The following is a 13796-nucleotide window of genomic DNA, read 5'->3' as shown; positions in this document are numbered from 1 at the left end:
TTTAAAAGAGATTACACTCAAGAGATTACACCAATTGATGGTATGACCATGGAGGGGTGACACCACCCAAGTCAAAGATTTAAGGTATGGTAATCATAAAAAATGTATTCATTACTACTATTATTTTGGAGCAGGATAATTGCCGTAATGTCTGTATGGAGAGAATTTTTAGCTGAATTGTGTAATTAAAGATTGATTGCCAAAGGTTTAATTGATACTTTTATGTTTTTTTTTAATTAGCCATGCTATGTAATTACCAAATCCTAATTTCATATTGTCCCCATTCCCTCTACCCAAAGCACTACCACCTTGAGGAGATTTCCTGTACTTTTCTCACCTAACTTCTACACTTGGCAATATCACAAATAAGTAATGGCAGGTATAGCAAAATTCAAATGATTTTGGCAGTTTGTTATCTCCTAAACGCCCTGCTTGTTGCTATAATCGGCAAACATCGCCCAGATGCATATCTGCATTACCATTTTATCTTTTAAAGCTAGACTTTATTCATTTTTTCCTTGGCTATAGCCAAGGGCTGCTGCAAGCAGAGCGCTAAAAAATGCCGGTTTTGCTGCATAATGCGATCGCACTCAACAAGTTAGGTAGTTTATGCATCTTCACCAGAAACCCTGACTACAAAACAAAAAATATAATTTTGTTTGAGACCTGGCTCAGTCCCATGATCAAAAAATCCCGTTACCAAAATTGTTACGAGTGTTCTGCCACTTTGGCATTACTTTATGATGGTACTTAGTTAAGCTCCTCACACTACACCACAAGCCGTACAACATCATGTTGTATGGCTTTTTATTTAAATAAGCGATATTAAGTTACAATTTCAATGCTAAATCACTTATTGAGGTTAGTATTGAAATCTAACACAGCTTGCCGAGTATTTTAGCCAGAAGCCTACAGTGTCCACTAGGTCAGTGTAGGAGTATGTCACTATATTCGAGAATATTTCGTTTAATTAAATCCATACTAAACTTGCCTTGACATCCTGGTTTTTTGATCCTTACCACCAAGAGCCGGTCATATCTCCTGCGGAACAAGCTTCCTGGCAGTTCCAAATCCGTGTGGCCACAGCTGATGATTTGACTAGTATTGCTCACATCATTGCCGAAAGCTTTCACGGACATGATGGTTTCTGGGGATGGGCTTTTCCCCTGGTACGTTTGGGTATTTACGAAGACCTCAAACATCGCTTATCATCTCCTGCACCCCATCATGTTTGTTTGGTTGCTATTGAGACTACTAATACCGCCTGTCATCACTTAGTAGGGACTGTGGAATTGGGTGTGCGTTTGAGTGATTCTTGGGTAAGGACAGGTAGAAGTTTTCCTTATCTGTCAAATTTAGCGGTTCACCCCAAATATCGTAGACATGGTATTGCTTCAGGACTTCTGATTAAGTGTGAAAAATTCGCTCACGAGTGGGGATTTGATGACTTATACCTCCATGTCTTGGAAAATAACCATCAAGCACAGCAACTTTATTTCAAACTGGGATATAAGCTGCATAAATCAGAATCTAATTGGAATAGATTTCCCATCAGGCGTTCCCGGCAAATACTTTTACACAAACATCTGAGGATTGAATGTTGATTAAACTATCCGAATCAATTTACATATTGAGTAGTATATATAGCATTTACCATGCTCGTGAGGTACATTTTTTTTTAGTTTGAGGGAACAAAGGAATAGGGAATAGGGAATAGGTGTGTACTTCATTAGCCTGAAAAAGGCTATAATACTAGTAAATTGAGAAATGTAATCTCTGGTATTAGCTTTTATTTAATACTGAATTGGTGATATGGTTAATATTGAAGCTATTCCGCCAAGAATAAAATAATACTCATTTGCTCAACTAATCTCTGGGTAATTGCATAAAATTTAGGTAAGCAACTTTGGTCTGATTAGTATTTACATTTAAGGGTCAAAACTGCCAACAAGGCATAATTATATGTCATCTAAATTTGAGGGCATAGGTAAATAGGTGGTTAGTAAATATCAAAGATAGATTGTGATGGAAAAGTCTTACAATCAGACTTAACAGACATTTTCAAAGATTATAATAACTTTGTATTTAGTAATTTACCTTTACCAAAACTTTAATAAAAATAGCTTGGTTGACGCGACAAATGCGAGTAAATCTCATAGAATATCATTAACTATCTAATAATCAAATTACCCGTTGAGTTCTACTTACATGAACCAGGAAACTTTTTTGATGAAAAATTTTTCCTCAACTATTAAAAATCTGATTTGATTTTACCCAAGTTAGGGGTGGAAGTGCATAATACTACCAAATTATCTGCAAGTTCGAGAAAAATGGATAGCGAGAGTCACCGACGCTATCAAGCTGCTATGGTATCAAGTTACTACCCTAATACTATTCTCTTAGACCATCCTGTGATGACAGATGGAGCTAAGGAGTCATATGGAGCGGATATCCTGACACTGCTGCACAGTGAGAAGATTTTTGTTGTTAATAGTCGTAGGCGTAATGGTTTAATACTGTTTAAAGGCTATCATGCAGAATTTGCGGGGCCGGGTGCGGCTGTTGGGGGAAATTATGATCATGATTGTGAAATGGTATTACTCGTAGGTAATTTGTCCTTAGTAACTCCTGAATCTTATGAGGAGCGTCAGAAGGCTTATTTAATTAGGCGACAATGGACTAGGTTAATCAAGCAAATTACAGAGACCCCGCGTCCAGAGCAGCGAGTTCGGAAAATTATCGATCAATTTGAACAATATTTTTCACCATCAATTGTGGCGGAAATGCCTGATATTGTCTTTGCGCTTTTAGTAGGGGTGTTGCCAAGAACGGTAGGAATAGTACGCCGTTTCGGCAACGAGTTGGATGAGGCTTTAATGTAGAATTGCCAAAGCAGCTTGTATTCTCTCTAAGGTACGGGTGTTTTCTGCGGGTGAGCCGATAGTAATGCGCAGTCCTCCGTTAATTTCGCGGACAAGGGTACCGGAAGTTTTGAGTTTTTGGTGAAGAGTTGTTAAAGTCAGGTTTTGATTTTCAGGGTTATTTCCTTGAAGACGGAGGAAGATAAAGTTAGCTGCACTTTTGATTATTTGTAATCTGGGATGTTGAGATAAAACTTCTATAAGTTTGTCTCGTTCATGCAAAGTTGGGGAAATTGACTCTAGCAAAAGTTGTTTATTTTCCATAGCAGCTAATGCGCCAGCAATTGAGAAGCTAGGAAGATTATAGGGTAAGCGGACTTTTTCTAAGATAGCGATCGCCTGTGGATGACCCACACAATAACCCACACGCAGGGCTGCTAACCGAAAGGCTTTGGAAAAAGTACGTAAAATTACCCAGTTAGGATGTTGTGGTAATTCACTAACTAGGGTAGTTTGGCTAAATTCAAAATAAGCTTCATCAATGACTACCAGAATCTGCTCATCTAAACTTCTTAACCATGACAACTCTGCCCCAGTCAAACAGTTACCGGTGGGAGAATTGGGATGTACCACAAAAACCACGCGAATGGGGGGAGCTTGAGTTTCTTCTAGGGCAGATTGGGCAGCTTTTAAGTCAATTTCAAAATTATCGGGGTTTCTGTCTACTGTCACCACGGGAATGCCTAAAGTTTTGGCTAAAATTCCATACATGGAGAAAGTGGGATGAGGGACTAAAATTGAGCCTTCGCCCCCCAGACAGGTGGCGATTAATAATGAGCGAATTAGTTCGTCGGAACCGTTACCTAGAGAAATATTAGCAGCAGTAAATATAGAAGGGGACAGGGAAGCAGATTCATTAACGTATTGCGCGATCGCCTGTTTGAGGTTCTCATGTCCACCGTCAGGATAACGATTTGTTTCAATTACTTGCTCATAGGTCAAAGCCAGCTTTTGTTTTAACTGGGGGGGTAAATCATAGGGGCTTTCGTTGGTATCCAGCCGATCCAACTGGGGGGCTACTCCGGCGGCGGTATCACTGCTGGGGTGAGGTTTATAGGCGGTGAATTGGGCTAAATCTGACCGGATAAAACTCAGCATAATTTTAGTCATTAATAATTAGTCAGGACTTCATATTTTACACCTCAAGGGAACTGGCAGAATTGGTAGATTGCTGCCCAAATTTTTGCCATGACATTACCTAGGGCGTGGTCGCTGTCTAGTTCTATTAATTCTACCCAAGGACGCGATCGCGCAAATTCCCGACTGGCTGTGATGGGAATCACTTCATCTTGTTGACCATGGAAGATCAGGGTTGGTACAGGGCGATGTAATATTGTTTCTTTGTACCGGGCTGCATCTATGACAAAATTATAACTTAAGGGGAGCGATCGCCCTTCCCCATAGTGGTGAATCATCAGATATTGTTCTTGTTCCCAGCGCTGTACTTCTTGATTCCCCAGTTGAGGTAACCAATGGGATAAAAACCCAAAAGCTGGTGCTAACAAAACTAGGCGTTGCACTTGTGAATATTGCTGTGCTAGATGAGCACTGGTCAGACCGCCCAAACTAGAACCAATTAAAGTTACCGGGGTAGAATCATCAGGGAATTGGGCTGCAACTTGGGTAATCCGGCGGGTGATAGTTAATTGGGAAAAATCCCCCGCATTCAAATCGGGGATTTTCAGCTTGATGTCAATTTCTGCAAAGCGATCGCTCATATCCTGGGCTTTAGCAGATTTGGGGCTAGAAGCAAAACCGTGTAGGTATATGTAGTTATTCACAACGGTTAACTCATATAAAGGTAAGCCCTCCGATAGAGGAATAAATCAATCATCATCACATTTTAGATAGAGCAATTACTAGTTGTGAATTGCCTAGAATCGGCTTATGTTAAATCAGCAGGATGTAATTATGTCCGAACAACAAAAACAAAAATCTGATCATCAAGAAACCACTCCCAGTGCTTCTGGTGGCTACCAAACCCCCATTCAAGCAGATATTCGCAAAACCGGAACTGCGGCTAAAAGTGAGGCTAAACCCACAGCTGAACCTGAAGCACCGGGAGAGGATAGTGTTGCTGGTAGTCCCAATCAAGGGACTGAATCGCGCTAACTGCTGGGAATTGTTGTATTTCGATTCCCACAGGGATATTAAATTACAGCTGCTTCGCGTTGACAGTCAAAAACCACCATAAACGCAGCATTAGGTGTTGTCTGGGTCAAGTGCTGCATATAACCTTCTGCATCGGAACGACTGCGGAAGCGAGCCACAATTTCCCTTTGTGTATCAGGAGCTAAACGAGCGATCGCCCAAGAATTGAGACGTGCTTTGTAGCCAGTTGCTGGAGTTGCTGCTTTTTCTTCAGTATTGTGGGGCATAGTTTATTTTAATTGCGTGAATTGTTGTGAGGAAATTGACTGAGATCGTGCCAGGGGTGGGCTAATAGATTTTTTTATGTTCTGCCACCTTATTATTACATTATTCCGAGATTGTCAAGAGTGCTGGCTGCCTTTTAGACCTAATTAGGTAGAATTTTATTTTATACCGGACTACCAATATAAAATACTGTCAGTGGTATATCTTGTATCCATTCCTACGAACCCCCGACAGTCAAGGTAAATATAATAATCTGCGACCATCTAAATACTAAATCTTTATTTACACCCTTCAATCACACAAATATCCTCAGCAGTGCGGATAACCTGAGTTAATTTCAAACCCGCTTGAGCAAATAATTGGTGAAATTCACTTTGGGTTCTTTCTTTTCCTCCAGGACACATCACCAACATATTTAAATCTAACATTTTGGCTGCTCCTGGAATATTACCAGGTTCAACAATCATTTCTAAAACCAAGATTTTACTATGCTCATCCATAGCATTTCTACAGTTTTGGAGAATTGTCAATGCTCGTTCATCATCCCAGTCATGAAGAATGTGTTTTAAAAGATACGCGTCTCCTCCCTGTGGAACCGATGTAAAAAAATCGCCACTGAGCATTTGACAACGTTCAAGAATACCATGTTTTACCAAAGTAGGTTCAGCATGGGAAATGACATATTCTTCATCAAACAAAATACCTTGTAGATGGGGGTATTTTTGTAAAAATGTTCCCAACATTTCCCCATATCCTCCCCCTATGTCAACTAGGGTTTTAAATTGGGAAAAATCATATACATCTAATATGGCTTTTTCTTCCACAAAAGAGAAAGAGTTCATGCACTGCTCAAATATCTCTGCATCTTGGGGATGGGATTTAAAGTAATCAAATACTCCCATACCAAAAGCATGATCAAATGCTGGTTTCCCGGTTTTGACACTATAGAGGAAATTTCCCCAAGGTTGATAATGAGGTGGTTCCCCGAACATCACAGCTGTAGCTTTAAGTGATTGAGGATGATCACTACATAAATATTCTGCTAAGGGAGTGAGGATAAATTGTTCAGGTTCTGTTTCCTGGAAAATACCGATACTGGCTAAAGCTCTCATCATGCGGTACAATGAGTCAGGATTACTATCAGTATTTTCCGCCAGTTGTTGACAGGATTGAGAACCTGGTTTCAGGAGATCCGCAATCCCCAATTTAGCGGCGGTGTAGATAGCTTGAGATACCCAATAACCGGAAATCATTTGTGATAATTGGGTATGGGGAGAAATTTGAGGTATCACAGGTTCGCTCATTGTTTTATCTAAATTGTTTAAGTAGATTTTCGGATCCTATCATGGATGATTAACCAAACATATATAAAATATAAAATCTTAGGTAAAAAGTAGTAATGGCTTTTATACTGGTATAGGCTAAATCATCAGGGTGCTAGATGTTAGCTTTTACTGTGGTGACGGCGCTTTAATTCTGTCTCAATAGCTTGGACTACAGTTTCAATTACCTTGACGCGGGCATAATATTTGTCATTAGCAGCGACAATTGTCCAAGGAGCGTTGGGGGTGCTGGTGCGGTGAATGGCTTGATTTACTGCTACATAGTAATCATTCCACTTTTCCCGATTCCGCCAGTCTTCATCGGTAAGCTTGTACTGCTTAAAAGGGTCATTTTTACGAGATGTAAACCGCTCAAGTTGTTCTTCTGGGCTAATGTGTAGCCATAACTTAACTAAAACATAGCCAGCAGTGGTTAACTGAGCCTCAAACTCATTAATTTCGCGGTAGGCTCTGCGCCACTCGATTTCCGAAGCAAAACCTTCTACGCGCTCCACTAATACCCGACCATACCAAGAGCGGTCAAAAATGCCAATTATCCCAGATGTGGGTAATCGTCGCCAAAATCGCCAGAGGTAATGATGAACTTTCTCGTCATCTGTGGGCGCTGGGAAGGGATGAACAAAGTAACTACGCGGATCGAGAATATCTGTGAGGCGTTTAATTGCGCCGCCTTTACCTGCTGCATCCCAACCTTCAAATATTACCAGTACAGGAATTTGATGTTTATAGATGCTTAATTGTAACTTGCGTAGTTTTACTTGCTCCTGGAGTAATTTTTCTTGGTATTCTGGTTCGGGAAGACTTAAGCTTAAATCGACTTGTGCGAGTAAGTCTAACTCGGTGGGTTCTAACTGGGTTTGTGGTGGTAAAGTGGGGGTGGGAAGCTGAATTTTTAGCCTATCCAATGCAGATGTTAAAGTTGCCGCTAGCTGGGTAAGTACTTTCACCTGCGCCCAGCGCTCAGAGTCTGCTTCTACCAGAGTCCAAGGGGCAAAACCTGTACTAGTTTGTACTAGCATCTCTTCTGCATAGCTGGTGTAGCGGTCATAGTATTTTTCCTGCTTCCAGTCTTCTTTGCGGACTGCGCCAAGCAGTTAATTCATCTTTAGCATATTCTTTTAAACGACTTTTCAATTCTTTACGGCTTAGATGTAACCAAAATTTAGCGATCGCAGTCCCATCATCCACCATTTGGCGCTCAAAGGCGTTAATTTGTGCCATCAGGGTAGGTACTGTGGGAACTTGATTAATTCCGACCCGCTCTAACAGACGTTCTTCGAGAACATGAGTATACCAACTGTGATAGAAAAAGCTAATTTTACCTTGGGCGGGTATTTTTTCCCAAAATCGCCAGAGGAAGGGATATTTACGTTCTTCTACAGTGGGTGGCCAGATAGGATGTACCTGAAATCCCCGTGGATCCATGTAAGAAACCATTTGCTTTACTAGTCTACCCTTACCAGAAGCAGCCCACCCCTCCAATACCACAATTACAGGTAACTTTTTATTCCAACAGGCATTTTGCAACTCTCGCAGTTGATACATTAGCCTGTCAATTTCTGACCTATAGATGGTTTTGTCTAAGGAAACTGTTAAATCTAGTGTATCTAGCATAGCATTGGTTTATCTATGTATTAGCATATTATGGCATACAGTAGATATTAGTAGTTGTAAATAAAATTTTACCCTCCCCGCAGCCGGAGACTGAAAAGATCAAAAAATTCCCCAACCATAGATAAAAATCACACTTGTTCTTTTTACCCCAAGAACATTCATAATTATGACTAGATGTAAGTCCCAATATTCACTATGAACAATCAACCCGGAGAATATGATGCTGTCCTTGGTGGTCACAGTCCCAGTCCTGAGTTTGCAGTAGTTTTAGGTGGTCTTGAAGGGGTGATATTCCGGTATAGTGACCCTGACCCCCTGGTGAGAATTGCCGCACTTGCACAAGCTTTGAATTATAGTGAAGCAGGTTTAGATATATTAGTTCAGGCTTTAAATGATCAGTCGCCACAAGTACAAAATGCTGCTTATTCCTTGTTGCAGTCTCGCACAGAAGCCAAGGTAAAACAAGCCCTGAGTATATTTGAAGATGGATCATTAAAGTCAGCTATCGGGGTGGACTATAAGAATCTGCGTGACCTACTTCTGCATAAAAGGTGGAGAGACGCAGATGATGAGACTAGACGCTTAATGTTAGGGGTGGCGAAACGGGAAAAAGAAGGTTGGTTAAACCATGAGAGTATTGATAATTTTCCCTGTGAAGACTTGGGTATGATAGACCAATTATGGGTGAAATACAGTCATGGACGCTTTGGGTTTTCTGTACAGAAACGCATTTATCAAAGCATTTATCAAAGTTTGGGAGGAAAGAAACAATGGGATTATGATATTTGGAGAGCCTTCGGGGAAGAAATAGGATGGAGGAAAGGAGGAAGTTGGTTATACTACATTGATATTATTTTTGACCTCACAGCAGTAGAAGGCCATCTTCCAGTTTACGAGTGTTGGTTTGGGGAGAAAGAACTGGTTTGGGGGGTGAATTTCTTTTCTCACGTTGGTAGTTGTCAACTTTAAAGCCAACATTGTATCAAAGTCTGTTGAATTAAACGACGTTGAAACCCATCACAGAGTCCTATAACTCTGCCATGATGGGGTTATCATTCCTCAACCCCACCTAGTATTATTACAAGTATTTACCCTCAAGTTATCTGGTTTATAAGTTACTTTAATTACCGATCGCACTAGAATCACCTGGAATTAAGCTGAAGCGGTCAACTCTGACTGAGTTTTAGTTTTACGTAACTCCAAATATATTAACAAGGCGTTAATATCTGCGGGATTTACGCCCCCTGTCCGTGCTGCTTGACCGATGGTTAGGGGTTTGACACGGGTAAGTTTTTCCCGCGCTTCTTTAGAAAGGGTATCAATTGTGTTATAATCTAAGTCTGCGGGTAGCTGACGGTTAGCCTGACGGGTAATCTGTTCAATTTGATGTTGTTGTCTAGCCAGATAACCAGAATACTTGATATCAATCTCTGCGCCTTCTTTTTCCCCTTGGTTGAGGGTGGGGTTTCCCAGTCCGTAACGTTCCAGGTCAATGTAATGAAATCCTGGACGACGGAGTAAATCAGCTAGGGTGATAGAACCTTTAATAGCTTGTTGGGATGCGGAGGCGATCGCCTGACCGATGGGGTCATGTTCCTTAATTCTGGTATTATATAAACGGTCTTTTTCTTGACTAATCTGCGTTTGTTTACTGGTGAACAACTCCCAACGGCGATCGTCAATTAAACCGATTTCCCTTCCTAAAGGTGTTAAACGTTGGTCAGCATTATCGGACCGCAACAATAACCGATACTCAGAGCGACTAGTGAGCATCCGGTAAGGTTCCCGTAAATCTTTAGTACACAAATCATCAAGCAAAGTACCAAGGTAACTATGTTCACGGGGGAAAACAATCATCTGTTTACCCTGAACCAACCGTGCTGCATTAATACCCGCTACAATTCCTTGAGCTGCGGCCTCTTCATAACCCGTAGTACCGTTAATTTGTCCCGCGCAGAATAAACCATTAATTTTCTTAGTCATCAGTGTAGGATAACACTGAGTAGCGGGTAAATAGTCATACTCCACAGCATAAGCCGGACGCAACATAGTACAATTTTCCAACCCCGGCAGAGTGCGTAACATTTGCAACTGCAGATTTTCCGGTAACCCCGTAGAAAACCCTTGAATATATAATTCTGGGATGTCCCGACCTTCCGGTTCAATAAAGATTTGGTGGCTTTCCTTATCAGCAAAGCGGACTATTTTATCTTCAATACTGGGACAGTAGCGAGGTCCCTTAGCTTCCACCCAACCACCATAAACCGGTGATAGATGTAAATTTTCCCGAATTAAACGATGAGTATCTGCATTAGTCCGGGTGATGTAACAGGGAACTTGTTCCCGTTCCACCCACACATCCGGGTCAAAACTAAACCAGCGTACCTCCTCATCTCCTGGTTGGATAGTCATCTTAGTATAGTCCACCGATCGCTTATCTACCCGTGCGGGCGTACCCGTTTTCAGCCTACCGGTTTCAAAACCCAAGCGGTTGAGAGTTTGGGTCAAACCCTCAGCGGCAAACTCGCCAGCTCGTCCAGCGGCCATAGACCTATTACCTACCCAGATTTTACCACCCAAAAACGTCCCAGTTGTCAAAATCACCGCTTGACATTGAAACCCCACACCAAAATAAGTTTCAACCCCAATCACCTCATCATTAGCACCCAAAACCAAATCCGTAACCATCCCCTCCCGGATAGTCAGATTTTCTTGGTTTTCCACAACACCCTTCATCACCGCCGCATATTCCCGCTTATCACTTTGAGCGCGTAAAGCCCACACCGCCGGACCCCGTGAAGAATTGAGGATGCGCTTTTGTAAATAAGTACGGTCTGCAACCTTGCCAATTTCCCCCCCCAAAGCATCCACCTCATGGGTCAACTGAGACTTAGCCGGGCCACCCACCGCCGGGTTACAGGGTTGCCAAGCTATTTTATCTAAATTGAGTGTCAGTAGCAAAGTCCGACAACCCAGACGAGCCGCAGCCAGAGCCGCTTCACAACCGGAGTGACCCGCACCCACCACAATAACATCAAAAGCATCTTGGAATTCAACGGAATTGTGCATGGTCATACTTACACAGATTAGCAGATTAACAGTTACTACAACTGATTGTAACCCAACCACAACACCCTCAAACACAAATCACAAACAAACCTCTGCGTACCTTTGCGCCCACCTTTGCGCCCCTTTGCGTTTAACAACAGATGAGGCGATCGCTATTCCATATACCCCATTCCTTTGTCAGGGTGGGGGTGGAAACCCAATCAGAACACCTACGCCGGGCGATCGCCCTGCTAGAGTCAACCGTCAAGAAAGCTGTTCTAACCAAGTTTGTAACTGTTGCACATCTCTAAGGTCTAGTAACTCTTCTGCTAAACTCTCTAGTTGCTCTACTGGTAGCATTTGAATTTGCTGTTTTACTGTATCATCCAAGGTTCCTAAGCGACGCTGTAACTGACGTAGAACCAATTGGGTTTCCCCTTCCAGTCGTCCTTCCAGTCGTCCTTCCAGTCGTCCCTGTTGTAATCCCTGTTGTAATCCCTGTTGTAATCCTTGTTTTTCCCCCTGCTGTAATCCCTCTTTGAGTATTTCCTGATACCATGGTGATTCTCTTAATACCGTCATATCCCACCTCATGATTTGTTGAACTAAGGGAATATCTAATACAAAACTAGCAAAAAATGATAATAGCGGTTCTAGGTCTTGCAGTTGCTCATCCTGTCTGAGTTCTCTCACCGCTTGGCGTAATTTATCCTCCCTGTTTCCACCCTGCAAAATCGGTACAAATGGCAATAGGGTTGATATTTTCTGCTCAAATACTAGATTAACATCCACTTCCCACAAGTTAATCACCTGGTAATCTTGATGAGCAGTTATCCCTAATATCTCTGATTCGTAACGTTGGGGGATGGTTTGTTTACTACTTGGGGGGAGAATGTTGATTAGGACTGGATAGACCCTTAACCCATAACGTTCTTCTGCCAAAGCTGTATAAGCCCGTATCCTTTGGGGCATTTTCTGATTGTATCGTAACTGTAATTCGTTGAGGAGTAAAAATTCCCCTATTTCTGGCGATAAAACTTTCAATAAAACATCACTTTCCCGCTCTATCCACTGAAATTCTGTGTTGAGGATGTCTTGTACTTGTAAGTCACTGCGCTGGGTAATCCATTCTACCCAAGTGTTGGGTGCAAGACTGATTAATCTTTTCCCCCCTATATCTGCTTTTTTCGCCACTGTTGGTTATCATTTATGGGTTATATGTAAGTATATTTGTTTTGTGTCAATGGCGATCGCTGCGCAGCGGTGTTAAAGGCGATAGCGAAGCGCTGCTGCAAGCAGATCGCTCTGGGGTTAAAAACCCAGTTTGATGCTACACGGGGAGCCTGGGGTTAGAAACCCCCGTCTCAAAGCTAAAGTCAGATAAATCTGACTAGAAGATTATGTATTTAATTATCTTGACAAGATGCGATAGCGAAGCGCTGCTGCAAGCAGTTCGCTATTCCATATACCCCATCCCTTGGTCAGGTTGGGCGTGGGGTCAAACCCAATCAGAACACCTACACAGGGCGATCTGCAGTCAACAGTCAACCGTCAACAGTCAACCGTCAACCCTCAACAACAATCATATTACTGCCAAAACCCAGAGATATTTTCTTAATTAGTGGTAATTTAACCAAAAACCTTGGGAACAATGTAAAATATACATACGTCACAGGTTTATGTATTTCCACCTGGACGGTTAAGTAATCTCCCCATCTATTTAAACTTAAAACCATGCATCTACCAAAACTAACTAGCGCTGTAGCCTTAACAGCACTGACATTTACCCTCAGTACTACCCCTGCTTCGAGTCAAAATATACCCAATCAAATCAGCTTTGTTTGTCGCTCAATTGCTAGCCGCAGCGGCGGACTGCGGACAGTTCCCGCCACCGTGGCGTTTATACCTGAAGCAAAACAACACCGGAGAATCATTGCTTGGGAATCGGACTCGTTCCCCAACACCGGGTGGACACCCAGAAAACGCTGTGAAGAAATAAGTCAAAAATTCCAAAAATTTTACAATCAAGGTCAGTTAACATACATGACCCACGGTAGAATTAGGGGGTCAGGAGTGATCTGCGCCCCTAAATTCGGTGGAACCTGTGATAGTGAGAATCAATTATTTACAGTCAAACCCGGAAGTGACCCTGAAAAAGTTTTAGCCGAACTCACCCAAATTGCCAAAGGTCAAACTGCGCCGGTGTGGCAAACCGCTGATAATAACCAGAGGTACTTAAATTTCGGTCTTTATTTAGAAAATGCTTCACTAGCGGATGTAACCGAATAGGTGACAGATTAAGCTCCCCGACTTCTTAGATGATCACAGGTAATCTAGGATAATTTAGCTAGAAGTCGGGGATCTGTGGGGCGATAGCGAAGCGCTGCTGCAAGCAGATCGCCACCCAGAGGAACCGGGGGTTAGAAACCCCCGTCTGAAAGCTAAAGTCAGATAAATCTGACTAGAAAATCATGTGTTTGATTATCTTGAGCTA

At 42.1% G+C, this 13796-nt stretch carries 15 protein-coding genes; 7 read left to right on the top strand and 8 right to left on the bottom strand.

Going from position 1 to position 13796, the window contains the following annotated elements; translation table 11 throughout:
* Nucleotides 1-992 precede the first annotated feature (992 nt).
* Nucleotides 993-1604, top strand: a complete 612-nt coding sequence (locus AC6IZ0_RS02715) for a GNAT family N-acetyltransferase (protein WP_334310749.1) — start codon at nt 993-995, stop codon at nt 1602-1604.
* 726 nt (nt 1605-2330) lie between these two features.
* The gene (locus AC6IZ0_RS02710; protein ID WP_271732068.1) at nt 2331-2882 is read left to right on the top strand and encodes a hypothetical protein; all 552 of its coding nucleotides are present in this window, start codon (nt 2331-2333) and stop codon (nt 2880-2882) included.
* Here AC6IZ0_RS02710 and AC6IZ0_RS02705 read toward each other — a convergent pair.
* Nucleotides 2874-4019: a histidinol-phosphate transaminase gene (locus tag AC6IZ0_RS02705; protein ID WP_497725982.1), complete on the bottom strand. Its 1146-nt coding sequence runs from the start codon at nt 4017-4019 to the stop codon at nt 2874-2876. The two genes, AC6IZ0_RS02710 and AC6IZ0_RS02705, sit on opposite strands and share 9 nt — an antisense overlap.
* A 44-nt stretch (nt 4020-4063) precedes the next feature.
* Nucleotides 4064-4702: a YqiA/YcfP family alpha/beta fold hydrolase gene (locus AC6IZ0_RS02700; protein WP_497724980.1), complete on the bottom strand. Its 639-nt coding sequence runs from the start codon at nt 4700-4702 to the stop codon at nt 4064-4066.
* Nucleotides 4703-4832: 130 nt separating this feature from the next.
* Here AC6IZ0_RS02700 and AC6IZ0_RS02695 point away from each other — a divergent pair, with 130 nt between their 5' ends.
* Complete coding sequence (locus AC6IZ0_RS02695) at nt 4833-5033, top strand: hypothetical protein (protein ID WP_497724978.1); 201 nt, start codon at nt 4833-4835, stop codon at nt 5031-5033.
* Nucleotides 5034-5071: 38 nt separating this feature from the next.
* Here AC6IZ0_RS02695 and AC6IZ0_RS02690 read toward each other — a convergent pair whose 3' ends face one another.
* From AC6IZ0_RS02690 to AC6IZ0_RS02675, 4 genes are all read right to left on the bottom strand, one after another.
* Nucleotides 5072-5299 (bottom strand): hypothetical protein, encoded by a 228-nt coding sequence (locus AC6IZ0_RS02690; RefSeq protein WP_271732055.1) that lies wholly within the window; start codon nt 5297-5299, stop codon nt 5072-5074.
* 276 nt (nt 5300-5575) lie between these two features.
* Nucleotides 5576-6601, bottom strand: coding sequence for a methyltransferase (locus tag AC6IZ0_RS02685; protein WP_497724976.1), 1026 nt, complete (start codon nt 6599-6601; stop codon nt 5576-5578).
* Nucleotides 6602-6741: 140 nt separating this feature from the next.
* Entirely contained in the window at nt 6742-7659 is a 918-nt protein-coding gene (locus AC6IZ0_RS02680) for a polyphosphate kinase 2 (RefSeq protein ID WP_497724975.1), read from the bottom strand.
* A gap of 25 nt (nt 7660-7684) precedes the next feature.
* Nucleotides 7685-8254: a hypothetical protein gene (locus AC6IZ0_RS02675; RefSeq protein WP_497724974.1), complete on the bottom strand. Its 570-nt coding sequence runs from the start codon at nt 8252-8254 to the stop codon at nt 7685-7687.
* 195 nt (nt 8255-8449) lie between these two features.
* Here AC6IZ0_RS02675 and AC6IZ0_RS02670 point away from each other — a divergent pair, with 195 nt between their 5' ends.
* Nucleotides 8450-9223, top strand: coding sequence for a GUN4 domain-containing protein (locus AC6IZ0_RS02670; protein ID WP_497724973.1), 774 nt, complete (start codon nt 8450-8452; stop codon nt 9221-9223).
* A gap of 183 nt (nt 9224-9406) precedes the next feature.
* On the opposite strand, the gene mnmG is transcribed toward AC6IZ0_RS02670, so the two are convergent.
* Together mnmG and AC6IZ0_RS02660 are read right to left on the bottom strand one after the other, a co-directional pair.
* On the bottom strand, nt 9407-11329 hold the full coding sequence (gene mnmG / locus AC6IZ0_RS02665) for a tRNA uridine-5-carboxymethylaminomethyl(34) synthesis enzyme MnmG (protein ID WP_497724972.1): 1923 nt from the start codon (nt 11327-11329) through the stop codon (nt 9407-9409).
* A gap of 237 nt (nt 11330-11566) precedes the next feature.
* Entirely contained in the window at nt 11567-12496 is a 930-nt protein-coding gene (locus AC6IZ0_RS02660; protein WP_497724970.1) for an Rpn family recombination-promoting nuclease/putative transposase, read from the bottom strand.
* Between the two features lie 2 nt (nt 12497-12498).
* Here AC6IZ0_RS02660 and AC6IZ0_RS02655 point away from each other — a divergent pair, with 2 nt between their 5' ends.
* The 3 genes from AC6IZ0_RS02655 to AC6IZ0_RS02645 all read left to right on the top strand — a co-directional run bounded on the left by AC6IZ0_RS02655 (nt 12499) and on the right by AC6IZ0_RS02645 (nt 13591).
* Nucleotides 12499-12630 (top strand): hypothetical protein, encoded by a 132-nt coding sequence (locus tag AC6IZ0_RS02655; protein ID WP_497724969.1) that lies wholly within the window; start codon nt 12499-12501, stop codon nt 12628-12630.
* A 72-nt stretch (nt 12631-12702) separates the two neighbouring features.
* Entirely contained in the window at nt 12703-12924 is a 222-nt protein-coding gene (locus AC6IZ0_RS02650) for a hypothetical protein (protein WP_497724968.1), read from the top strand.
* Between the two features lie 112 nt (nt 12925-13036).
* The gene (locus AC6IZ0_RS02645) at nt 13037-13591 is read left to right on the top strand and encodes a COP23 domain-containing protein (protein ID WP_271732046.1); all 555 of its coding nucleotides are present in this window, start codon (nt 13037-13039) and stop codon (nt 13589-13591) included.
* The last annotated feature ends 205 nt before the right edge of the window (nt 13592-13796 follow it).

The sequence above is a fragment of the Anabaenopsis sp. NIES-4685 genome (assembly GCF_059725405.1).
This window is presented reverse-complemented; position numbering and strand designations above follow the sequence as displayed.